Source organism: Cylindrospermopsis raciborskii Cr2010 (genome assembly GCF_003367075.2).
Taxonomy (GTDB): Bacteria; Cyanobacteriota; Cyanobacteriia; order Cyanobacteriales; family Nostocaceae; genus Raphidiopsis; species Raphidiopsis raciborskii.
Map to the genome: position 1 here is coordinate 2,672,119 of NZ_CP065936.1, position 24,776 is coordinate 2,696,894.

General features: G+C 41.1%; 20 protein-coding genes, 1 tRNA gene and 1 pseudogene. 12 read left to right on the forward strand and 10 right to left on the reverse strand.

The features are described from left to right. Positions 1–21 precede the first annotated feature (21 nt). From C6N34_RS12185 to C6N34_RS12215, 7 genes and pseudogenes are all read left to right on the forward strand, one after another. Positions 22–915, forward strand: a complete 894-nt coding sequence (locus C6N34_RS12185) for a transposase family protein (RefSeq protein ID WP_057178093.1) — start codon at positions 22–24, stop codon at positions 913–915. A 175-nt stretch (positions 916–1,090) separates the two neighbouring features. Next, positions 1,091–1,735 carry a hypothetical protein gene (locus C6N34_RS12190; RefSeq protein WP_236107031.1) on the forward strand — a complete coding sequence of 215 codons (645 nt, stop codon included), beginning with the start codon at positions 1,091–1,093 and terminating at the stop codon, positions 1,733–1,735. Between the two features lie 2,726 nt (positions 1,736–4,461). Next, on the forward strand, positions 4,462–4,905 hold the full coding sequence (locus C6N34_RS12195; RefSeq protein ID WP_236107033.1) for a pentapeptide repeat-containing protein: 444 nt from the start codon (positions 4,462–4,464) through the stop codon (positions 4,903–4,905). A 98-nt stretch (positions 4,906–5,003) separates the two neighbouring features. Then, a complete protein-coding gene (locus C6N34_RS12200; protein WP_236107035.1) occupies positions 5,004–5,741 on the forward strand; it encodes a Uma2 family endonuclease in 738 nt (245 codons plus the stop codon). 385 nt (positions 5,742–6,126) lie between these two features. Further along, positions 6,127–7,671: an AAA-like domain-containing protein gene (locus tag C6N34_RS12205; protein WP_141303269.1), complete on the forward strand. Its 1,545-nt coding sequence runs from the start codon at positions 6,127–6,129 to the stop codon at positions 7,669–7,671. Beyond that, a pseudogene (locus C6N34_RS12210) lies at positions 7,670–7,780 on the forward strand (photosystem II q(b) protein); the annotation flags it as partial. The gene C6N34_RS12205 and the pseudogene C6N34_RS12210, both read left to right, overlap by 2 nt. Positions 7,781–7,789: 9 nt before the next feature. Beyond that, positions 7,790–8,029 carry a hypothetical protein gene (locus C6N34_RS12215; protein ID WP_236107037.1) on the forward strand — a complete coding sequence of 80 codons (240 nt, stop codon included), beginning with the start codon at positions 7,790–7,792 and terminating at the stop codon, positions 8,027–8,029. A gap of 645 nt (positions 8,030–8,674) precedes the next feature. On the opposite strand, the gene C6N34_RS12220 is transcribed toward C6N34_RS12215, so the two are convergent. The 6 genes from C6N34_RS12220 to tftA all read right to left on the reverse strand — a co-directional run bounded on the left by C6N34_RS12220 (position 8,675) and on the right by tftA (position 17,521). After that, positions 8,675–9,148 carry a hypothetical protein gene (locus tag C6N34_RS12220; protein WP_115538636.1) on the reverse strand — a complete coding sequence of 158 codons (474 nt, stop codon included), beginning with the start codon at positions 9,146–9,148 and terminating at the stop codon, positions 8,675–8,677. Between the two features lie 517 nt (positions 9,149–9,665). After that, positions 9,666–9,905, reverse strand: coding sequence for a 2Fe-2S iron-sulfur cluster-binding protein (locus C6N34_RS12225; protein ID WP_006277162.1), 240 nt, complete (start codon positions 9,903–9,905; stop codon positions 9,666–9,668). A gap of 29 nt (positions 9,906–9,934) precedes the next feature. After that, positions 9,935–11,440 carry a cobyric acid synthase CobQ gene (cobQ, locus tag C6N34_RS12230; protein ID WP_115538637.1) on the reverse strand — a complete coding sequence of 502 codons (1,506 nt, stop codon included), beginning with the start codon at positions 11,438–11,440 and terminating at the stop codon, positions 9,935–9,937. Positions 11,441–11,455: 15 nt separating this feature from the next. Next, positions 11,456–11,863, reverse strand: coding sequence for an Npun_F0494 family protein (locus C6N34_RS12235; RefSeq protein ID WP_115538638.1), 408 nt, complete (start codon positions 11,861–11,863; stop codon positions 11,456–11,458). Positions 11,864–12,915: 1,052 nt separating this feature from the next. Then, on the reverse strand, positions 12,916–16,023 hold the full coding sequence (locus tag C6N34_RS12240; protein ID WP_115538639.1) for a valine--tRNA ligase: 3,108 nt from the start codon (positions 16,021–16,023) through the stop codon (positions 12,916–12,918). A 145-nt stretch (positions 16,024–16,168) separates the two neighbouring features. Continuing rightward, a complete protein-coding gene (tftA, locus tag C6N34_RS12245) occupies positions 16,169–17,521 on the reverse strand; it encodes a hormogonium tapered terminus morphoprotein TftA (RefSeq protein WP_115538640.1) in 1,353 nt (450 codons plus the stop codon). Positions 17,522–17,693: 172 nt separating this feature from the next. Between tftA and dnaG the strand changes: the two genes are divergently transcribed. After that, positions 17,694–19,610, forward strand: a complete 1,917-nt coding sequence (gene dnaG / locus C6N34_RS12250; protein WP_115538641.1) for a DNA primase — start codon at positions 17,694–17,696, stop codon at positions 19,608–19,610. Positions 19,611–19,630: 20 nt separating this feature from the next. On the opposite strand, the gene ureG is transcribed toward dnaG, so the two are convergent. The 4 genes from ureG to C6N34_RS12270 form a co-directional block, all read right to left on the reverse strand. Continuing rightward, positions 19,631–20,227, reverse strand: coding sequence for an urease accessory protein UreG (gene ureG / locus C6N34_RS12255; protein ID WP_057178702.1), 597 nt, complete (start codon positions 20,225–20,227; stop codon positions 19,631–19,633). Between the two features lie 44 nt (positions 20,228–20,271). Beyond that, entirely contained in the window at positions 20,272–20,961 is a 690-nt protein-coding gene (locus tag C6N34_RS12260; protein WP_115538642.1) for an urease accessory protein UreF, read from the reverse strand. Next, complete coding sequence (gene ureE / locus C6N34_RS12265; RefSeq protein WP_057178704.1) at positions 20,936–21,382, reverse strand: urease accessory protein UreE; 447 nt, start codon at positions 21,380–21,382, stop codon at positions 20,936–20,938. Before ureE ends, C6N34_RS12260 begins: the two co-directional genes overlap by 26 nt. 32 nt (positions 21,383–21,414) lie before the next feature. Next, positions 21,415–21,501: transfer RNA gene (locus C6N34_RS12270), tRNA-Ser, on the reverse strand. Between the two features lie 137 nt (positions 21,502–21,638). Here C6N34_RS12270 and C6N34_RS12275 point away from each other — a divergent pair. The 4 genes from C6N34_RS12275 to C6N34_RS12290 are packed head-to-tail and all read left to right on the forward strand — an operon-like array spanning position 21,639 to position 24,751. Continuing rightward, the gene (locus C6N34_RS12275; RefSeq protein WP_006277152.1) at positions 21,639–22,007 is read left to right on the forward strand and encodes a 2Fe-2S iron-sulfur cluster-binding protein; all 369 of its coding nucleotides are present in this window, start codon (positions 21,639–21,641) and stop codon (positions 22,005–22,007) included. A 10-nt stretch (positions 22,008–22,017) separates the two neighbouring features. After that, a complete protein-coding gene (locus C6N34_RS12280; RefSeq protein WP_115538643.1) occupies positions 22,018–22,671 on the forward strand; it encodes a thermonuclease family protein in 654 nt (217 codons plus the stop codon). Between the two features lie 27 nt (positions 22,672–22,698). Then, positions 22,699–23,496, forward strand: coding sequence for an inositol monophosphatase family protein (locus tag C6N34_RS12285; RefSeq protein ID WP_115538644.1), 798 nt, complete (start codon positions 22,699–22,701; stop codon positions 23,494–23,496). Positions 23,497–23,539: 43 nt separating this feature from the next. Beyond that, on the forward strand, positions 23,540–24,751 hold the full coding sequence (locus C6N34_RS12290) for an ATP phosphoribosyltransferase regulatory subunit (RefSeq protein ID WP_115538645.1): 1,212 nt from the start codon (positions 23,540–23,542) through the stop codon (positions 24,749–24,751). Positions 24,752–24,776 lie beyond the last annotated feature (25 nt).

Genomic DNA, 24,776 nt, shown 5'->3' on the forward strand with positions numbered 1-24,776 from the left:
TGGTATTTTTGGCAACTTATTATGAGCAACATATCTGAATATATCCAGAATAATCCTCACGAATCACACCGTTTATTGGGTCTGAAGTATGAGCAGTTACAGCAACTTTTGGAAAAAGCCATAAAACTGCATCATCAGAAACAACAATTGGTTGAATCAAAAAAAACCCGAATTATTCAAGGCGGTGGAGGGCGCAAACCCAAATTATCACCGTCGGAGCAAATAATCTTAACATTAACATATTTACGGCAGTTAACAACATTTCAGCTACTAGGTATTCAATTTGGAGTAAGTGAAACAACTGCAAATGATATCTTTAACTATTGGTTGCCAATAATAGGAGAATTATTGCCACCAAGTTTGCTAGAACAGGTAAAAAAAAACTCCAGTGATTACGAAGTCGTTAAAGAAATATTAACAGAATTTGAGTTAATAGTGGATAGCTATGAACAGCCTATAGACAGACCTGGAGAGTACCAAGAACAAAAAAAATATTATTCAGGTAAAAAAGCCTGTCATACTAGAAAAAGTCAACTAATCGTTTTACCAAATGGTAAAGATATTGTTGATGTAGTAGCGGGTAAACCTGGTCCAAAAAGTGATGTAAATTTATTCCGTGAAACCAGAAATATATTTGATAAAAAACAAAAATTTAGTGGTGATAAAGCTTATCAAGGAGAGGAGTTAATGAAAACTCCGACAAAAAAACCTAAAAACCAAGAATTAACGTCTGAACAAAAAGAAAAAAATAAAGAGTTAGCTTCCGAACGAATTTTTGTTGAACATTTAATTCGTGTAGTGAAAATATTCAGAGTGGCACAAGAAAGATTTCGATTAAATTCAAGTAAGTATGAACAGGTAATCATGACTATTTGTGGACTTGTTCGTTTCCGAATGGGAACCTACTTATTTTAGTTATCAAGATTTGGACTTGGCTAAAAATAAATTATCTCACATAGGTGTTATCTTTTGGTTAATTCCCAACAAGAGGCATCTCTAACGCTTATTTTAGCATACCAGTCAGCTACTTTTGTATTGGGGTGTCTCACCTTAAAAAGTAGTATTGGTAACGCTTTGGCTATTTCCGGAGATGTCTAATGAATCATTCTCCCAATTTCCCTATCCTAATGTTATATCCTCATTACACATACGTACCCTAGCACTAAACTGCCTAACACAATACTACGGGGATTTATGGGAGGAAAACTGGCATAATGAATACACCCAAGAGAGTTGGAGTAAAAGAGAGGATCCGCGATTAAACGGTCAGTTCTTTAGTCAACTTACACCCTTTTGGCAAAGGAATAATGCCTTACGTACGGATTATGACCGCAGACAGGCTTTATTAGAAATAGATGTATTAGCTGCTATGAGCTTAGGTATGACCCTAGATGAATTGAATACCATCTATCGAGTCCAGTTTCCTGTCATGCAACAGTACGAAAAAGACACCTATTATGACATGAATGGTAGAATAGTGTTTACGACTAATAAAGGATTAGTGGGGGTAGGTTTACCCCGCAAAGGTAACCCTAAAACTAAATCCCCGGGATGGGAAGATATATGGGAAGATATAAAAGATATGACTACTGGTACAGTTGAAGTACCTATTGTCAATCAGACCTTATCTAATAATCCTGCGAACCAAAGTATCATCTATCAAGCACCCTTTGAGAAATGTGATAGGATAGAGGACTATAGAAAAGCGTGGGATTACTTCCGGTGTTTAGATTAAAAAGAAGAGCGCCAGTTTTCCTCCCAGGAGAATACACATCCTGCGAGGGTTTTCCGTGCGATCGCATAACTACACAAGTTTAATAGGATGGGTTAGCAGTAGTGTAACCCATGGGGGTGTTGGGTTTCATGCTTCAACCCAACCTACGTTTATCTTCCGGTGTTTAGATTAAAAAGAAGAGCGCCAGTTTTCCTCCTAGGAGAATACACATCCTGCGGGGGGTTTCCGTGCGATCGCATGACTACACAAGTTTAATAGGATGGGTTAGCAGTAATGTAACCCATGGGAGTGTTGGGTTTCATGCTTCAACCCAACCTACGTTTATCTTCCGGTGTTTAGATTAAAAAGAAGAGCGCCAGTTTTCCTCCTAGGAGAATACACATCCTGCGAGGGTTTTCCGTGCGATCGCATGACTACACAAGTTTAATAGGATGGGTTAGCAGTAGTGTAACCCATGGGGGTGTTGGGTTTCATGCTTCAACCCAACCTACGTTTATCTTCCGGTGTTTAGATTAAAAAGAAGAGCGCCAGTTTTCCTCCTAGGAGAATACACATCCTGTGGGGGTTTCCGTGCGATCGCATGACTACACAAGTTTAATAGGATGGGTTAGCAGTAGTGTAACCCATGGGGGTGTTGGGTTTCATGCTTCAACCCAACCTACGTTTATCTTCCGGTGTTTAGATTAAAAAGAAGAGCGCCAGTTTTCCTCCCAGGAGAATACATATCCTGTGGGGGTTTCCGTGCGATCGCATGACTACACAAGTTTAATAGGATGGGTTAGCAGTAGTGTAACCCATGGGGGTGTTGGGTTTCATGCTTCAACCCAACCTACGTTTATCTTCCGGTGTTTAGATTAAAAAGAAGAGCGCCAGTTTTCCTCCTAGGAGAATACACATCCTGCGGGGGGTTTCCGTGCGATCGCATGACTACACAAGTTTAATAGGATGGGTTAGCAGTAGTGTAACCCATGGGGGTGTTGGGTTTCATGCTTCAACCCAACCTACGTTTATCTTCCGGTGTTTAGATTAAAAAGAAGAGCGCCAGTTTTCCTCCTAGGAGAATACACATCCTGCGAGGGTTTTCCGTGCGATCGCATGACTACACAAGTTTAATAGGATGGGTTAGCAGTAGTGTAACCCATGGGGGTGTTGGGTTTCATGCTTCAACCCAACCTACGTTTATCTTCCGGTGTTTAGATTAAAAAGAAGAGCGCCAGTTTTCCTCCCAGGAGAATACACATCCTGCGAGGGGTTTACGTGCGATCGCATAACTACACAAGTTTAATAGGATGGGTTAGCAGTAGTGTAACCCATGGGGGTGTTGGGTTTCATGCTTCAACCCAACCTACGTTTATCTTCCGGTGTTTAGATTAAAAAGAAGAGCGCCAGTTTTCCTCCCGGGAGAATACATATCCTGTGGGGGTTTACGTGCGATCGCGTGACTACACAAGTTTAATAGGATGGGTTAGCAGTAGTGTAACCCATGGGGGTGTTGGGTTTCATGCTTCAACCCAACCTACGTTTATCTTCCGGTGTTTAGATTAAAAAGAAGAGCGCCAGTTTTCCTCCTAGGAGAATACACATCCTGCGAGGGTTTTCCGTGCGATCGCATGACTACACAAGTTTAATAGGATGGGTTAGCAGTAGTGTAACCCATGGGGGTGTTGGGTTTCATGCTTCAACCCAACCTACGTTTATCTTCCGGTGTTTAGATTAAAAAGAAGAGCGCCAGTTTTCCTCCCGGGAGAATACATATCCTGTGGGGGTTTACGTGCGATCGCATGACTACACAAGTTTAATAGGATGGGTTAGCAGTAATGTAACCCATGGGAGTGTTGGGTTTCATGCTTCAACCCAACCTACGTTTATCTTCCGGTGTTTAGATTAAAAAGAAGAGCGCCAGTTTTCCTCCTAGGAGAATACACATCCTGCGAGGGTTTTCCGTGCGATCGCATGACTACACAAGTTTAATAGGATGGGTTAGCAGTAGTGTAACCCATGGGGGTGTTGGGTTTCATGCTTCAACCCAACCTACGTTTATCTTCCGGTGTTTAGATTAAAAAGAAGAGCGCCAGTTTTCCTCCCGGGAGAATACATATCCTGTGGGGGTTTACGTGCGATCGCATGACTACACAAGTTTAATAGGATGGGTTAGCAGTAATGTAACCCATGGGAGTGTTGGGTTTCATGCTTCAACCCAACCTACGTTTATCTTCCGGTGTTTAGATTAAAAAGAAGAGCGCCAGTTTTCCTCCTAGGAGAATACACATCCTGCGAGGGTTTTCCGTGCGATCGCATGACTACACAAGTTTAATAGGATGGGTTAGCAGTAGTGTAACCCATGGGGGTGTTGGGTTTCATGCTTCAACCCAACCTAAGTTTATCTTCCGGTGTTTAGATTAAAAAGAAGAGCGCCAGTTTTCCTCAGGGAAAATTCTGAAGATTTTGAGGGGCGTGCATTTAGAAAATGCCCCTCCAAATATCCCAAAACCCTTGAAATAACTGATTCATCCTTTGACGGAAAACGTTTACCGTCAACCTTTTACGAACCGGGAACCGAACATGAAACGTGCCTAGATGAGAGCGTGCCTTGCGATCTCGCGTAGCGAGTGCTGCGCAATCGCCCACCATTCTGAACCATGCGGTTATTTCTATTAGTTGGTCTTTTGTAGAGAAGAAAAGTCAGGTATAATTTCTCTTGATAATTTGGTTACAGATTTAAAACAATGAAAAGATTTCTCACCTTAGCTCTGATATTGACCTTGTTTCTTGTTTCCTCTTTTAGCTTTAGCACTAGTCCTAGTTATGCCTATAGCCAGTCTGATTTGGAAAAACTTTTAGAAACTAATATATGTATAAAATGTGACTTGTCACATGCTAACCTTGAACGCGCTGACCTCAAATATGCTTATCTGAACGGTGCTAACCTGTCAGGTGCTAACCTCAAATATGCTGACCTCGAAGGTGCTAACCTTAAATATGCTGATCTGTCAGGTGCTAACCTTGAAGATACTAACCTTGAAGGTGCTGACCTCGAAGGTGCTAACCTTAAAGATGCTGATCTGTTAGGTGCTAACCTTGAAGATGCTAACCTTGAACGTGCTGACCTCAAAGGTGCTTACATAAGAAGTGCTAATATAGAAAATACTCACACATTAGACGCTAAATAGTACGATTACTCATAAGGAGTGCTTCGCAATCGCCCATTCCCACTTCCATTCCCACAAGCTTTGATAGAATAAAAATAAATCGAGCAAAGGTAACTTTTATGGCAACCCTACTCAGTGAAAGTAAATCACAGACGGGACTGGTTATCTCATGGGAAGCGTTACCCAATGATTTTCAACGAGAGGATGAACCAGTGGACAATATAGGACAACCACTTTTAGCAGGTGCTTTATGTGAAAGTTTAGAAATCAGTGGTTTTATTCAACCACAGATGTTAATTGCTGCTAATTTTGCCTTATGTGCCACATTAAATGCTCAATTTATCGCTAAAGCACCAGATTGGCTATATATACCTTCAGTTAAAGAAATATTGCCAGGACGCAAAAGCTATACACCCCATTTAGAAGGGGATATACCGGCTTTGGTTATGGAATTTTTGTCAGATAAAGAAGGCGGAGAATACTCATTTAAACGTACCTATCCGCCAGGAAAATGGTTTTTTTATGAACAGATTTTGCAAGTTCCTATTTATATCATTTTTGATCCAGATGGAGGATTATTAGAATATTATCAACTGGAAGATGAACGTTATGAATTAAAGCAACCAGACGAAAATGGTCGTCATTGGATTAAGTCAATGGGACTATTTTTAGGAACTTGGCAAGGTACAAAAGAAGGACGTACTGGCTATTGGTTGCGATGGTGGGATAAAACAGGTAATTTGTTACCTTGGGCTTTAGAACTGATTGAACAGGAACGTCAGGAAAAAGAAAGGTTAATAGCTTATTTGCGATCGCAAGGAATTGATCCTCATAATTTACCTAATCATGCTGGGTAAATTAGCTATGTAAATGTAGCTCCTGTAGCATTGACTGCTCCCGCAATCAACGGTTATTTAATAACCAATAAGTAAGTTGGCGTTAAAAGACCAAACTATGTAAAGATGAATAGGATAAGTGGGTGAGTGGAATTAAACACAAGATGAACGTAGGTTGGGTTGAGGAACGAAACCCAACGCCCCCATGGGCATCCTACAAATAATTGTGCCTCCCTACTTACTGGTAAATGAAAAGCTCCTCACCTGGTGCGGGGCTTTTTTTATGGCGTATTATTTGAGTAATGCCATGAGTTGAGGGTGTTGGGTGCTGGATCCCTTATGAGTTCACCTATAGAGATTCTAGAATAAAATCGGTAAGGTTATTTTTTAAAAACTCCTTCTCACCATGCCCAAACACTTTAACACTGCTGGACCATGTAAAGCTAATATCCACTATATGCTCTCCCCCACTGCTCGCCTACCGGATTTGAAAGCGCTAATTGATGGAGAAAATTACTTTATCATTCATGCACCGCGACAAGTAGGCAAAACCACGGCTATGATAGCTCTAGCTCAAGAATTGACTGATAGTGGGGAATACACCGCCATCATGCTCTCTGTGGAAGTAGGAGCAGGGTTTTCCCATAATCCCCAGCAAGCGGAGCAGGTTATTTTGGAAGAATGGAAACAGGCGATCAAATTTTACTTACCCAAAGAACTGCAACCATCCTATTGGCCAGAGCGTGGAGCAGACTCAGGAATAGGCAAAACTTTAAGTGAGTGGTCTGGCCAATCTCCAAGACCTCTTGTAATCTTTTTAGATGAAATAGATTCCCTAACAGATGAAGCTTTAATCTTTATTTTAAGACAATTACGTTCCGGTTTTCCCCGTCGTCCCCAGGGGTTTCCCCATTCGGTGGGGTTAATTGGCATGCGGGATGTGCGGGACTATAAGGTTAAATCCGGTGGAAGTGAAAGACTTAATACCTCCAGTCCCTTCAATATCAAGGCTGAATCCTTAACTTTAAATAATTTTACCTTACGTGAAGTAGAAGAACTTTACTTACAACATACACAAGCTACGGGACAGGTATTTACCCCAGAAGCAATTCAACAGGCATTTTATTTAACCGATGGACAACCGTGGTTAGTTAACGCCCTAGCTCGTCAAGCTACCCAGGTTTTAGTGAAAGATATAACCCAACCCATTACCGCTGAGGTGATTAACCAGGCTAAGGAAAATCTCATTCAGCGCCAGGATACCCATTTAGATAGTTTGGCAGAAAGATTACGGGAAGAGCGAGTCAAAACCATTATTGAACCAATTTTAGCAGGTGAAGATTTACCTGATGTACCACAGGATGATATTCGTTATGTCCTGGATTTAGGACTGTGTCGAGACCGGGGACATGGCTTAGAAATTGCCAATCCAATTTATCAGGAAGTTCTACCTTTGGTGTTGAGTTACACAACCAGGGTTTCCATTGGAGTTATTGAACCTCGTTGGCTAAATGAACAGGGGGAACTATTACCCGATGAATTATTGGAAGCATTTCTGGAGTTTTGGCGACAACATGGGGAACCACTACTCAAAAGTGCGCCCTATCATGAGATTGCTCCCCATTTAGTGTTAATGGCATTTTTACATCGGGTGGTAAATGGTGGTGGTACGTTAGAACGAGAATATGCCATTGGTTCTGGAAGGATGGATATTTGTTTACGCTATGGCAAAGTGGTGATGGGCATAGAGTTAAAGGTGCGGAAAGAAAAGTTAGACCCGCTAACCCAGGGTTTGATCCAATTGGATAAATATCTGGATGGGTTAGGATTAGATACAGGTTGGTTAGTGATTTTCGATCGCCGTGCGGGGTTACCACCCATGGGAGAGAGAATTAGTACGGAGGAAGCTATTAGTCCGGGGGGACGCACTATTACCGTTATTCGTAGTTAAAGGACGGGTAATCGGTACATGGGCTGACGTAATCAACCGCGCTAACCTAGGTATGGAAGTAATGCACGAGCGTAATGCGCACAACTTCCCCTTAGACCTAGCTGCTTAGGATAAGTGGGTGAGTGGAATTAAACGCAAGATGAACGTAGGTTGGGTTGAGGAACGAAACCCAACAAACCAACAGGATATATATAAATGCGATTTCGAAGCACACCCTTGTCATTATATACTACTAAATAAGACCACAGTGATTGTAGCATGGGTTGCTCGAGAGGGATCTCAACGCCAGTTGGCAGAAAGATTCAAGGTCAGCTTATCATTTGTGAAAAATTTAGTACGTCGTTATAGCGATCGTTAGTAAAGGAGTAATCGTAGGTTGGGTTGAGGCACGAAACCCAACAAACCAACAGGATATATATAAATGCGATTTCGAAGCACACCCTTGTCATTATATACTACTAAATAAGACCACAGATACTTTTAAAAACCAACACAAAACCAAAAACAAATGCTAAAATTAGTCAGATGAGACTACTTTCCAACCCTGCACCCCCTCTTATCAACTGTGCGCCAACCTTTAACCACTCCCCTTGCGGGAAGCTAAAGAGCAAGCAGAAGCTATCGCTACTCGGGAACGCCAACAAAAAGAAAAACTAGTTGCCTATCTACGTTCCCTTGGTATTGACCCAGAGAAAATATAAAATAAATTCCTATTCCTGGGTAAGACCTGAAAAAGGTCTTTCTGTTACGGCCAGCTTACTCCCCCAAGAGATTCACATAATTACGTCTATCCCTGCAAAATCTTTTTCATTACGAGTAACTAGGGTTAAGGAATTCTGAAGAGCGATCGCGGCAATGATAGAGTCCATCATTGGCAGTGGTCGTCCTTTTCATAGAAAGACCCATCTTGCTTTTGTTTTGCATAGGCTCATCTCTTTCTTGATTTCAAAGTTTCTCTGAATAAATACTGGATCTAACTATTCAAATCTGCTCCAAACTTATATTAGTCAATTACAGTCTCTTTTACAAAAATCAGAGTTATTTGAACTAAATCAGAAGTCGTTAGTTCTAAATAGCGATGAAATGGGTTTGATTCTTCAGGCCAGTGAGGTAAGGTATAATCTCCTAGACCCATATCTTTAGCCAATTCTATGAGGTCATAGTAATCTGTATACCAAATATCATCATAGTCCATATCGGGAAATATCCTGGCGTTATCACCAAGATGTGTTATCACTTTCATAAGACTATCAAGAAATTTGGCTTGTTCTAAGTAAGAGTAATGTTCCTGTACAGCGGAATATAAAAGCTGTCCCAATCGGTAACTTTTCTCATAACTTTTCTTTTTATCTTGCTCCAGCTTTTCTTTTGACAATCTCTTACCTTTACCATATTCAGTTTTGGGTAAGCTATCATGCTGTATTCGTGCAGCATCTAGTTCAGGATTATGACTTTTGGAAAACTTGAAATTTGACATAGAAAAATACCTTTGTATCAAAAACTTTATGTAGAACAATACTAACTTATATAAGATTATAACCACTATAGTAGTTATACTTAATTATGAACTGTTTGTGGAAAAATAAATAACATATTGATTTACCTCAAAAAATCTATAAATGCAAATCAAATATATACCACAATGGTATGCTATGGGCGATTGCGAAGCACTCCCTGCGGGAGATTGCACTTAATAGATTTTACTTATAGCTTTATACCGACACAGTAGTTCGGATAGGTTTTGCATATAGTTGGTTTCTGCTGTCGCAAAGCGATCGCAAGCTAAAAATAATGAAGGGGAACAGAAGGAAACAGATACCAGCAATGACCCATAACAGCTTGTTCACAAGGGATTAATGCAATTGTGTAACCATTTTAAGTTATACAACCCCACATAATTTGGTCATATTTGGTAAATTTCCTGTTGGGTGGAGAAAACCCAACAATAATGGAAATCTGGTATTTCAAAACTACTAACAGTCAAATTAGCATTCCTACCAAGTGGGATCGGTAAAAAGATGTATGGTTAGTTCCTTTGTTACTGCAGGAACAGGTGTGATGCAGGCCCGGATAACTTCACCATCATCTAATTCTACAGTACAAGCATGACAAGTCCCCATTAAACAGCCAGTGGGGATGGACACTCCTGCTCTTTGTGCCACATCTAATAGAGATTCTCCTATTGTGGCTGTGACGGTAACATTATCTGGTAAAAAGCGAATATTAATCGTCATGATAAATGGGAATATGAGATCAAGGGTTTTTACAATCTGGTGGTGTCAATGTTAGTTAGAGGACTCAAATTCAAATGGCTTTCAATTTCAGCAGCTAGGGAATCTAAAATCTTTTCTCTGTGTTCTCCGTAATTGGCAACACCAGTGGGCAAAGACTTAAGACCGCGCTGTTGACGAAGACGATTTAGCCAACTGCGTCTCCAAGCTCCGTTATCAAAAATTCCGTGTAAATAAGTACCCCAAATTGATTGACAATTATCTACTAGACCTAAATTAGCATCATCAAATAGAGGATGACAGGGGGATTCATGACTGGATTTATCCGTGGGTTCTTCCATGCGAGAACGTCCTTGGTGAATTTCAAATCCCTGTATGGGTAGACCCATCTGGGGATAATTGGAAATTACCTGACGTTGACGAGCGGTTTTTTGCCCTGTAATTATGGTTTTAATTGGCAATAGGTTTAGTCCCTGATATTTACCAGGTGGACCCTCAATTCCTTCTGGATCTGCTACTACTTGACCTAACATTTGAAACCCACCACAGATACCTAAAACTGTACCTCCACTGGCCGCATATTGTTGAATTGCTTCCGCCATGCCACTTTTTTGTAGCACAATTAGATCGGCTATGGTGGTTTTTGTCCCTGGAATAATCACCGCATCAGGATATCCTAACTCCTGTTTAGGACTTATATATTTCACTGATATTGTTGGTTCCGATTCCAATGGATCAAAGTCGGTGAAATTAGCAATTCTGGGTAATCGGATAACTGCTATATTCAGATCAGATTGAAATTTAGTGGATTTGCGATCCAATAAGTCTAGGGAATCTTCTGCGGGGAATATTTCTGAAATGTATGGTATCACCCCAATTACTGGAATTCCCGTCCTTTCTTCTAACCATGTAATTCCCGGATCTAGCAGAGAACGCATTCCTCGGAACTTATTGATGATTATCCCCTTGATTAGAGCTCGTTCCTCTGGTTCTAACAATTCCAGGGTACCAACCACATGAGCAAAAGCTCCACCTCTATCAATATCAACTACGAGAATCGTGGATGCTCCTAGATATTTGGCCACCCGCATGTTAGTTAGATCTCGATGCTTGAGATTAATTTCCGCAGGACTTCCAGCACCTTCACAAACAATCAAATCAAATTCCGAGCTTAACTGTTTCAGACACTCTTGGATCGTTTGCCAACCTATTTCAAAATACTGTTCATAATAATCCGTAGCACTAACCTTACCTACAACTTTTCCCTTAATAATGACCTGAGAAGTCATATCTCCCTGGGGCTTGAGTAAAATTGGATTCATCTCTACTGTTGGAGGTATTTTAGCTGCCCAAGCTTGTACAGCTTGAGCGTAACCTATTTCTCCACCATTGGCAGTGACATAGGCGTTTAAAGCCATATTTTGACCTTTAAAGGGGGCCACTCGCCATCCATTTTGAGAAAAGATACGACACAAAGCTGTTGTGATTAGGGATTTACCCGCGTGGGATGTTGTTCCCACCACCATAATTGATTTCATACTTCCATCCGAAATTTAGATTGACGGTAGACGCAACCAACGAGTTATAGCATCCTGCAGGCGATCGCCCCATGAAGCTCTAGTCCAGGGTTGGTGGGCAAATTTTTCCACCAATTGATGACCAAGGGGTGTGAGACGAAATCGATCGGTGATTCCCTGTCCATCAACTTCTCGACGTAATACCCCGACTTCAATCAACCAACTTAAAGCATTATCACATCTTAACCCTGAGAGACTAACTTGGGTATAACCCTGTTGGACACCATTTACTGTGGCGATCGCTCCTTGGGGAATACTTTGACTTTGCATGTCTCGAAAGAGTTTGAGGCGAAAGGGTGAACAGATGAGGGCTCGCTCTGCTCTAGATAGTGTTTTTCGAGTATACACAAAAGATTTAGGATTTGGCGAATTTACCATATTCATAAGTTTACATATTTAGAGTTGAGTTATAGTATCATGTAAGTCCTACAACAGATGCAATTTCAGCTATTATTTATTTTCATTTGGTGGGGTTGACTATTGACCTTTGGATGTGATACCCTAACAATGGAAGTCTTTGCACTTTTCCACAGATGCTCACACTCCATTATACTTAACCCTCATATTGCCACATTTTTATCCCCTCGACCATAAAAAAAGTTATCTCATCCCCCTAATTTTTTTTATCCCTATATAAATAAATGTAGATAGATAAATTTGATTATGCACTTATATCCGGTTGGTTTGTTGGGTTTCGTTCCTCAACCCAACCTACAATGAATGTAGGTAGATAAATTTGATTATGCACTTATATCCGGTTGGTTTGTTGGGTTTCGTTCCTCAACCCAACCTACAATGAATGTAGGTAGATAAATTTGATTATGCACTTATATCCGGTTGGTTTGTTGGGTTTCGTTCCTCAACCCAACCTACAATGAATGTAGGTAGATAAATTTGATCATGCACTTATATCCGGTTGGTTTGTTGGGTTTCGTTCCTCAACCCAACCTACAATGAATGTAGGTAGATAAATTTGATTATGCACTTATATCCGGTTGGTTTGTTGGGTTTCGTTCCTCAACCCAACCTACAATGAATGTAGGTAGATAAATTTGATCATGCACTTATATCCGGTTGGTTTGTTGGGTTTCGTTCCTCAACCCAACCTACAATGAATGTAGGTAGATAAATTTGATCATGCACTTATATCCGGTTGGTTTGTTGGGTTTCGTTCCTCAACCCAACCTACAATGAATGTAGGTAGATAAATTTGATCATGCACTTATATCCGGTTGGTTTGTTGGGTTTCGTTCCTCAACCCAACCTACGTTGATCTTATATTTAATTCCACCCACCCACTTATTCCTAACTTTTTTAAATCCTCCAAATTTTGTAATGATCTTTTTTGATGTTAAACCCATTTCCTTGAATCAAACTATTAACTCCAACCTCTGGTGTTTTTTATAATAGTCGGTTAGAAACCGACTTAATGTACCCTACAATAAATCAGCGAGTCTCTCCCTGAGAATCTGAGCTTGTTTTTCTGCTTCTGCTAGAGTATCTCTAGCGGTTTGCACCACAGCTGGGGGAGCTTTGTCAACAAAGTTAGGATTATTCAACCTTCCAGTTAAAGCATCTATTTCTGCTTGCACTTTACCTAGGCTTTTTTCCAATTTGGCTCGCAACACCTCCACATCAACCACCCCAGTTAGGGGAATTACTATCTGTACTGTACCTACCACACCTGAAATCGAATTTTCCTTCACACTGACGCTAGGTTCTGTGGATTCTGTAGATTTGGTTTCCGATGCTGGTGTTTGTGAGGGAGCTGGAAGGTATTTGTGCAAAAATTCCCGTCTGGCTTTCCAATTGACCAAATGACGCAAAACAAACCAAACTACATAAAACAAACCCACAGCTTCAAATAAAGCTCCAAAAAGTGGTACACTCAATAGTGTATTGCCCACAAAAAAGGCAACTTTGAGTATCACCAACACACCCAAAATTATGGCTAGGGTTCTGAAATTATCCCAATAGGGACTGCTGAAAATCTCGCTATTCTTGAAGATATTCCCGAGATTATTCGCGATATTAGTCCCTACATCAGTTCCTACATTAACTTCTGGTTCTTCCTCAATCCCCTTAGTCCCTTGAGGAATATTAATAGTTAAAGTTTCCACCTTAGCTAGGTCTTTGATATAATCTTGCCCAACAACTAAAATTGCTCTTTCCTTTTCGCTATCACTTTCTAAATTAGCAGTTATTTTTGCCCCAGGTTTAACATCAGCTTCCGCACGCAAATTGCGAATATTACGAATGGTAGCAATCAATAAATCAAACTGCTCTTCTAACTCAGAATCAATTAATTTATCATCCGCTTCTGGATAACTTTGCAAGGCTAAAAATTGCCGGTTGTCTATTGGTTGTTGGGTGAGGGTTTGCCAAATTTCTTCCGTAATATGGGGCATGAAAGGATGTAATAACTTTAACACTCCCGATAAAACTAAGGCCAGTATTTGCTGGGCAGTTTTCCGAGATACGGGATCTGCATCCTTTTGTAATCTGGATTTTACCAGTTCAATATACCAATCACAAAAGTCTCCCCAAATAAATTCATACAACCCTTTAGCTGCTTCCCCTAACCCATAATTATCAATATGGTTATTGGTTTGTTTTACCACTTGATGATAACGGGAAAGAATCCATCTATCACTTAGTTCTATCCCTTGGGGTTCCCCCAACTGCTCCGGTGTTTGTCCATCCAAATTCATCATCACAAATCTGGCCGCATTCCATAATTTATTAGCAAAATTACGAGATGCTTCTACTGAAACTGACTCATCCTTTTTACGGTCATATTCTAAACGAATATCTTGACCTGCACCAACCACTTCTTTTACTAGGGTGTAACGTAAAGCGTCCGTACCATATTTGTCAATCAACAATAATGGATCAATCCCATTATTAGCTGACTTGGACATTTTCTTGTTGTTCTCATCTCGGACAAGACCATGGATATACACAGTTTGGAAAGGCATTTTTCCGGTGAAATGTCCAGCCATCATGGTCATTCTTGCTACCCAGAAAAATATAATGTCAAAGCCCGTAACTAGAGTAGTTGTGGGGTAATATGTGTCAAGATCCTGGGTTTTTTCTGGCCATCCCAGGGTAGAAAATGGCCATAACCCAGAGGAGAACCATGTGTCTAATACATCCGGATCTTGAATTAGTTGCACATTTTCACACCCTAAAGCTCGGGCCTTTTCTAATGCTTCCATTTCGTTGTGAGCCACAAAATAGGGTGTGCTGTCGGTAATTTCTCCCCCAGTTTCACTCACAGCATACCAAGCGGGAATTTGATGACCCCACCACAACTGACGGGAAATACACCAGTCCCTTAGATTAACTAACCAGTCACGATATACTTTTCCCCACCTCTGGGGGACAAATTCCGGTGAGTTCTCTTGGTCTAGGAACTCTAGGGTTTTGTCCGCTAAAGGACGAATTTTCACAAACCACTGGGTAGAAAGTAGGGGCTCAACAGGAACTTTACCGCGATCGCTATAAGGTACTGTGTGTTTATATTCTTCTACTTTTATTAGTAGATTTTCCGATTCCAAACGACTAATTACATTCTTTCTAGCAACAAATCGGTCTTGTCCTTGAAACTCCCCCGCATTGTCGTTAAGAGTACCGTCTTTATTCATAATATTAATAAACGGCAAGTTGTGGCGCTTACCCATTTCAAAATCGTTAGGGTCATGGGCGGGGGTAACTTTCACACATCCCGTACCAAAAGCAGGATCAACCAACTCATCAGCAATAATCGGGATTTGTCGGTTCATAATCGGCAAATTTAGGGTTTTTCCGATTAGATCCTTATACCTTGAGTCTTCTGGGTTGACTGCAACTGCTGTGTCTCCTAACATGGTTTCTGGTCTAGTGGTAGCTACCTCCACATATCCAGTACCATCAGTAAGGTAATAGCGAAAATGCCACAAATTACCATTTACTTCCTTGGGTTCTACCTCTAGATCCGATACAGCAGACTGGGAAGCTGGACACCAGTTGACTAAATAATTACTACGGTAAATTAACCCCTCTTCATAAAGTTTAATAAATGCTTCTAAAACAGCTTTTGATAACCCTTCGTCTAAGGTAAAGCGTTCCCGTGACCAATCCACTGAAACACCCAAACGTCGTAACTGATTAATAATCGTACCACCAGACTCAGCTTTCCATTGCCAAGCCCTTTCTAAGAATTTCTCTCTACCTAATTCGTAGCGGTTTTTACCTTCTGATTTAAGTTTTTTTTCTAAAATAGTTTGTACTGCTATACTTGCGTGGTCAGTACCAGGTAGCCATAGTGTATTCCTTCCTTTCATTCGATGATATCTCACCAGGGCATCAATTAGCGCACTTTCAAAGGCATGACCCATGTGCAAACTACCAGTGACATTTGGAGGCGGAATAACAACACAGTATGGCACACCGGGGTGGTTAGGATTTGCTTTGTAAATTTGATTTTCTTCCCAGGATGTTTGCCATTTTGCTTCTGTGGAGAAGGGTTCGTAAAGACTAGGAAGATTGGTGATTGCAGTCATGCTAGAAATAATCTGTTTAGGGACTAGTTTTTGAGAACTCGGATCCATTGTGCCATAAGGTTGAAGACTATGCGAAAAATCAATGGGGAGAAGGATTGAAAAAACGCGTCTAACCACCGAATTAGACCCCCCTGAATTAGACCAGCTAAATTAGTCCTGCTGACTCATATAGTCTTTTGAACAAGGCTTTAATTTTTGTTCCATAGTCTAAATCCGCTGACCATCTCCCAGAAAGTTGATCCACTGAGGGTGCTACTCCCCTGGTCACAAACCTAAAACGCGGATCTACTTCTTCTTGCACTAATGGTTCCAAACTTGCGTATGCTTTTAAGTGTTGAATATGGGCTCTAACACCAATTCTGGCACTACTAAAAGAAGCTGCTTTTGCACCACCACTAATTCCTCCTAAACCGGCAAAATTGTTTTGTTGTGGTTTAATATCACCGCCAAATCTTAAAAATCCGGTTTCTAAACACATCTGACAAAAGGCAATGTCATGATTTACACCCTCTAATGTAGCTTCTTCTCGATAGAGTTTTGGTATATCTCCAAACTGATTTAAGGCATTTTCGTTGTTGTTGCGCAAAAACAGTTGTAGTTGCACTTCTGTCGTACTACCATTGGAAATTATTTGATCAATATGTCCAGCACAAATGGCCAAAACTGACCGCAGTTTTACAGTTTTGGTGCTGCTATCCCAAGCAATAGAAATGTTAAACTCCCGCAGTTCGATGGCTTTAACATAAACAATACGACGATAAGTTACACGATTAATATTAGATCCCCGTGATAAATCAATGCGCAGTCTATCTACTAGGTCTACGGGGATATAGGAATTACCATTAATTAATATTCCTTGTTCACCATAGTTTTGCCCATTAATATTAATGTTAATTGCCAGATAATTGGCATCTACAGGAGTCTCAGGTTGAGGAGCAATGATTTTACTCCAACCAACTAATCCATCAACAATTCCTAGGGCAAAATCTCGACGACGAGTCTGTAATAAATTCCGGTCTTCTGGACTGGTGATAAACCCCACCTGCATCAGTAATGCAGGAAGATTGGTTTGACGACAAAATTGTAACCTCCCCAAACCACTATCCGTGTCTGGTCTCACTCCTCGACTGGGCAATTGATTGACGCGACGCAACAAACCTGTTAACAGTATTTCTGCATTTTGTTTCCGCTCGGTGTTGTTAGCAATATAAAACACTCCCGCACCTCTGACTGTGGGGTTATTAGCACCATCAGTGTGAATTTCTAGCGCCACATCACCAGCGCGACTACGAGAATTAATCCAAGAGATGGTTTGGACAGCACTTAAATCATCGGGAACAGATAAAACTTCTAGGTTACGACCTCGCAGTTCTGTAACAATTAGGTCTCGTAACAAAATCATTTCCCTGGATTCTGTCGTACCCCCAGCTATAGTTCCCGGGTCAATTTTGCCATCTTCTTTACCCCCATGTGCAGCAGAAATGAAAATACGTCCCATTGTGATGAATTCCTATGGTTAAGCTGATACATTCACACAGCATCCTTCCGGGTGTTCCCGGACAATGCAGCTGTGTCCGGGATTGTCAAGGAAATTCTGACTTACTCCAGCAATCCCATTTTACTAATTTTAATGGTACTATGAACTTGTGCGATAAATAGTTCCTGAAGAAATGCAAATCCCCCGTTTACACCCAGATACCGTGGAAGAGGTTAAACATCGTGCGGACATTGTGGATGTTATCTCAGATTATGTAGTTTTACGCAGACGAGGTAAGGATTTTGTCGGTTTATGTCCTTTTCATGAGGAGAAAACCCCCAGTTTTACTGTTAGTCCTACTAAGCAAATATACTATTGCTTCGGTTGTCAGGCTTCCGGAAATGCTATTAAGTTTATGATGGACTTGAATAAGAGGCAGTTTGCAGAAGTGGTTCTGGATCTAGCTAAACGCTATCAAGTTCCTGTGAAAACTTTAGCACCAGAACAAAGACAGGAATTACAACGTCAGTTATCTTTGCGGGAGCAATTATTTGAGGTTTTAGCATCTACGAGTCAATTTTATCAACATGTTCTAAGACAGGATATAGGTCAACAAGCACTACAATATTTACAAAAAAAACGGTTTTTAAAAACAGAGACTGTGGAAAAGTTTGCCTTGGGTTATGCTCCTCCAGGTTGGGAAACTTTATATCATTATCTGGTGGAAAATAAAAATTACCCCGCCCAGCTGGTAGAAAAAGCTGGTTTGATTAAACCAAGAAAGGAAGGTGGTGGTTATTATGATGTATTTCGTAATAGGTTGATGATTCCCATCCGTGATGTTCAAGGTAGGGTGATTGCTTTTGGTGGTAGAACTTTGACTGATGAACAACCAAAATATTTGAATTCTCCCGAAACAGAATTATTTGATAAGAGTAAAACCCTATTCGCTCTGGATGTGTCTAAAGATGCTATTTCTAAATTGGATCAGGCGGTGGTTGTAGAGGGATATTTTGATGCGATCGCACTCCATGCCAATGGAATTAATAATGTGGTAGCTTCTTTGGGTACGGCGTTGAGTTTGGAACAGGTAAGATTATTATTGCGATATAGTGAATCAAAACAATTAGTGCTAAATTTTGATGGAGATAAGGCGGGGATTAATGCCACAGAACGAGCAATTGGGGAAATCAGCAACTTGGCATATAAGGGTGAGGTACAGTTAAAAATCTTGCATATTCCTGATGGTAAGGATGCGGATGAATACTTAAAAAATCACTCGGTAACAGACTATGGGCAATTATTAGTTGACGCTCCCCTGTGGTTGGACTGGCAAATTGCACAAGTTATTCAAGGTCGAGATTTAAGACAACCTACGGATTTTCAATTGGTGAGTAGGGAGTTTGTTAAGCTATTGCAAAAAATTTTAAATAGTGACACCTTGAATTACTATATCTCTCACTGTGCGGAAATCCTCAGTTTAGGGGATACTAGATTAATACCCCTGAGAGTGGAAAATCTCATCACTCAGGTTGCACCTCGTCGCACACCAACTCCACGCCCTCCTCAACCAGATTCCACCACATCCCCAAACACACACCAAATATCCCATCCTCAACCCAGTCTGTTGGAGCAAGCTGAAGGATTATTATTAAGAATTTTTCTCCATTGTCCTCAAGAGCGTCAAGTAATCATCGAAACCTTGGGATTCAGTAATTTGGAATTTAGTGTTTCCCATCATCGTTTTTTATGGGAAAAAAGTTTGCAGTTCCCTTCACAAACCCTAGATTTAATTTCTCAATTACAGAACCTCTATTTGGAAACACAAAATGATCTAGGTCCGGTTCAGCATATATTTCAACTGAATGAGAAGAATAAACAAGAAATCTTACTACGCACAAGTCAACTAGTTCAAGCTGCGATCGCCTGTATGGAAAAAGTATTTAGGGAAAATCGCTATCGTCACTTTTTAGAACTTTGGCAGAAAACAGATCCCAGCACGGATCCAGATCAGTATAGTCTTTATGCCCAAACTATATATGCTGACAAGATGCGAATACAGGAACTAAGCAAGCAACGTCAATTATCCATAGCAGACCTAATTAATTAATAGGTTCAACTCTTCACAACCTAGCAGATCCTTGATATTATAAAATCAATCACATCTGCTAACCCTGCTTGAACTTTTAGGTTAGTAAAGATAAATGGTTGTTCCCCACGCATTCTCTTGGTGTCTCGTTCCATAACATTTAGATCTGCACCCACGTAGGGAGCGAGATCGGTTTTATTAATAACTAGTAAATCTGACTTAGTAATTCCTGGTCCACCCTTGCGGGGAATTTTATCCCCCGCAGCAACGTCTATAACATAGATGGTTAAATCCACTAATTCCGGACTAAATGTAGCAGCTAGATTATCTCCCCCACTTTCTAAAAAGACCACATCTAAATCGGTGAATTTTTCTTCTAACTGTTCAATAGCTGCCAAATTCATAGAAGCATCTTCTCGAATCGCTGTGTGAGGACATCCCCCCGTCTCTACCCCTAAAATACGCTCCCTCTCTAATGCTTGAGAGCGAACCAAAAATTGTGCATCCTCTTGAGTATAAATATCGTTGGTAACAACCGCTAATTTATAACTCTCCCGCAATGATTTACATAGTGCATCCACTAAAGCTGTCTTGCCAGAACCCACGGGTCCTGCTACTCCTACACGATAGGCACTCATAAGCAATAATTAGTTATTATTAGTGTTAATATTTATCAACTATTCTAACTCCTGAATAGTCTTGTATACTGGGTTTCGTGTTGCATACTAGCTAAAGATAAACCCCAACTACAGCAACTGAGATGATCATCTTCCAGGGAAAGAATTTCCTCCACCGTTATATCTAATAGTCCCTGTAACTCCCACAACAATTCTTGACCACTGGTTTGACCTAGGGGAATGAGTTTTATGCCCGCTGTAATTAAATTACTCGCCCAGCTATGTAAATATGCCAACAACCCTACCCGAGCATCAATTTGCCAATGACCACAGCCAATACCAAAGGCGATCGCATAGTTACAAGGATAACCAACCGTATTGGATATAGATGTAATTGGGGGTGATAACTTACCCAATAATTGTAAGAGAGATCTTCCCATTTGCCAACTAGCAGCGCGCAGTTCTTGTGTATCTCTAAAAGCAGACAACCAATAGTTCCATTTTTTCAACCCTTCTAGATCTGCCAAATTAGTGGATTGTATGGCTCTAATCATAACTGCACCATCAATACGAATCGAACCGTAGCGCAATTCGGAATCTAACCAATTTTTCAATCCAACCCTGTCGTGAATAGTCCTATTTTCCACCAGCACTTCTAACCCCTCAGAATAGCTATAAGCACCCACAGGTAAAGAGGGACTGGCTAGTTGTAAAATAGACAAAAAACGACTATTCGTGAGAGTGATGGTCTCCATAAGCTCCTAGTTCGGGGTAAAAAGGTGCTACTTCTTCTGTCACCTCCAACTGCAATTTTTGCAGCATCGATTGTAGCACTGAATCGGGAGACAGTCGCAAATAATCAGTAGTAAGTTCCACTGGTATATGACGATTGCCCAGGTGATAAGCTGCTCGTAGTAATTGTATAGGGGTTGTGCCAACCACTGTCAAAACAGGTTCAGGTTTGGCAACAATTTTTATCCAAGTTGTTTCACTTTCATCTGCGAGCATATCTCCATGATGAATAACCCTCCCGCGAGATAAACGCCAACATATTTCCTGTCCGTTTTCTAATATCAAGCGATAACGACTGCGCCTGCGTTCCTCAGCAGTAAGGGGTAACACTAAGTCAAAAGCAGTGTGACCGTGGTCACTTTTCAGTTTTGTTAATATCAACATGGCACCCACTTACATCCATTAAAACCAAGAGACGGAGAGGGAGGGATTCGAACCCTCGTTGAAGTTTCCTCCAAACAGCATTTCCAGTGCTGCGCCTTCAACCACTCGGCCACCTCTCCAGTAGGTCATGAGTTATAACTATAAACTAAGATCTTAAAAAATGCAATGGTTAAATCAAAAAATTTTTGCCATTTTTGCCAGATATGTTTTTTACAATAGAGTGGTAAGCTACATATTTTTCCAACTCCGACGAAACATGGCTCAAACCCACACAATTACAGTTCATAATCGCCAAACTGGTCTATCCCATAGGGTGCAAGTTCCCGATGATCGGTACATTCTCCACTCCGCAGAAAACAATGGTGTGGAATTGCCCTTTTCTTGTCGCAATGGGGCTTGTACCACCTGTGCTGTGAGAGTTTTATCCGGGGAAATTTACCAACCCGAAGCTATTGGTTTATCTCCAGAATTACGTCGTCAAGGTTATGCTTTGTTGTGTGTAAGTTATGCTTGTTCCAACCTAGAGGTAGAAACCCAAGATGAGGATGAAGTTTATGAACTTCAATTCGGGCGATTTTTTGGCAAAGGTAAAGTAAGGGCTGGGTTTCCCTTAGAAGAGGACTAGAGGCAAATTAATGAGGATTATAGAACTTTTAGTACCCAGGATGGCAATTAGGGGCAATTCCTGGAATTATCTAAGTTTGCTGCCAATTGTACTTTGTTGTTCACTAATGTTGCTCTTAGTAGGTTGTCAAAGCAAGGACAGAACCAAAGATAGTATAGTTCAAGCGAGAGTGGTAAGAGTAGTAAGCGGGCAAACCCTAGAAGTGGCAAAAATAGGAGATCCGACAAATTCCGTATCCTCCGTGCGATTAATTGGTTTAGACGCCCCCGACCTGCGTCAGTACCCTTGGGGAGAAGATGCCAGAAAATTATTAGAAAAGTTGATTCAAGATGCCAATAGTGATAATACTACCAATAATAATACCAATAGCGCCCAAATCAAACTAGCCCAAATCAAACTAGCCCAAATCAAACTAGAATTTGATTTACAAACCCAGGATAAATTTGGACGCAATCTAGCTTATGTTTGGAAGGATCAAGTGCTAGTGAACGAGCAAATCATCAAACAGGGGTATGCTCTATTTGCAGGAAGATCCCCCAATCACAAGTACGATTTACGCCTGGAAAATGCCCAACACTGGGCTAGACTCATGGGGGAAGGGATTTGGAATCCAGAAAACCCCTTACGTCTGACTCCCGGTCAATTTCGTCGGATCAACGGTTGAGTTCTTGCTTTTTTATTTGCCATGGAGATGACGAATTTACAAGTTTTTCTAGATATTGCTACAGAAGCAGCCCTAGCTGCTGGTGTGATTTTACAAGACTATTTAGGAAAGGTAGAAGATGCAGTTACTGAAAAAGGCAGACCCGGTGATTTAGTCACTGCTGCTGATCAAACCGCTGAAAAAGCAATTTTGGCAGTAATTAACCGTCACTTTCCCGAACACCCCATTCTAGCTGAAGAATCAGGAAAAGTGGGAAATCAGACCAGTCAGTACCTGTGGGTAATTGATCCCCTCGATGGCACAACTAACTATACCCATCAATATCCCTGTTTTTGCACTTCCATTGGCTTACTAGTGGAGGGGGAGCCAAAAGTGGGTGTGATTTACGATCCTCTCCGGGGTGAACTATTTCAAGCTGCTGCTGGTCTGGGTGCAACACGTAACCGTCGTCCCATTCGAGTCTCCTCTACCACACAATTGAGCAAAAGTCTCCTAACTACGGGTTTTGCCTATGATAGAAGAGAAACAAGCGATACTAACTATCCAGAATTTTGCCACTTTACCCACCTGACCCAAGGTGTGAGACGGGGAGGATCCGCAGCCTTAGATTTAGCCTACATCAGCTGTGGAAGGGTGGATGGTTATTGGGAAAGGGGTCTTGCTCCTTGGGATATGGTTGCTGGTATAATTTTAGTGCGGGAAGCAGGAGGTAAGGTTACCGCCTATAATGGTAGTGATTTAGAAATTGATTCTGGGAGGATCCTAGCTACTAATAGTTATCTTCACCAGGTCATTAGTGATGAACTAATGCAGGTTAACCGCTAATTTGGATTTGGTTTAGTTATTTGTTTGGTGGGAAGAAAAAATCATGGTGTATCAACCAGCAGCGGGAGCTAGAGATTTATTACCCTTAGATGTGGCTCAAAAACGCTGGATTGAAGATAGGTTACAACAGGTTTTTCATCGTTGGGGATATCACAGGATTATCACCTCAACTTTGGAGCGTATGGATACTATTATGGCTGGAGAAGCTATTGATCGCCATAAAGTTATACAGTTACAAACCGGTCAAGATGAAGAATTGGGTTTACGTCCCGAATTGACTGCTTCTATTGCTCGGACTGTGGTTACCCGTATGGCCATGGCTCATTATCCCCAGCGATTATATTACAACGCCAATGTGTTTCGTCGTAATTGGGAAAAACGACACAATCATCAGCAAGAATATTATCAAGCAGGTGTGGAACTGTTAGGTGCTGAGGGTTTATTGGCTAATGCAGAAGTGTTACTTTTGACCTCTAACTGTTTGACAGCTCTAGGGTTAAACCAATGGCATTTAATTTTGGGTGAAGCAGGAATTACTAAGTCCCTACTCAATGCTTTCCCCCCGGAAATTAGAACTCAGGTGAGAATGGCGATCGCCAATTTAGATAGGGTAGCCATAGATACTTTACCCCTGGGTGAGGATCTACATAAACAGGCGAAAATCATGATGGATTTACGGGGAAAAAGTGGGGAGGTGTTGCAAAAAGTCAGTAATTTCCCTTTAGATTCCAGTCAGCAAGCAGCGGTCAACCATCTGAAATCCCTGGTGGAATTATTAGAAGCGGAAGGGAAATTTTCTCTCATTCTTGATCTGAGTCTCATTCAAACCATTGATTATTACACGGGAATTGTGTTTGAAGTGGTGGGTGACCTGAATGGTCAGGCCCAGGTTTTAGGACGGGGAGGTCGCTATGACCAACTGTTGGGTTTATATAATCCTCGAGGAGAAAATATTCCTGGTATTGGGTTTGAATTGAGTATTGATGATTTATATCAAGTTTTATCCAGTACCCAACAATTACCCCAAACTATTCCTTCCAGTAATTGGTTAGTAGTACCAGAAGGGGACAATGCTCAAGTTGCCACTTTTGCTTATGCACAAAAGTTACGAGATTCAGCCGATTTAATTAGGGTGGAAATGGAATTAGGAGGCAAAGATCCTCAAGGGGTTCGTGAATATGCCAAAGAACGCTCCATAGCCCAAATTGCCTGGATTAAATCCGATGGCACAGGCAGAATTGAAACCGTTAGTTGATGGAAAAATAATTAAGAGAGGAGAA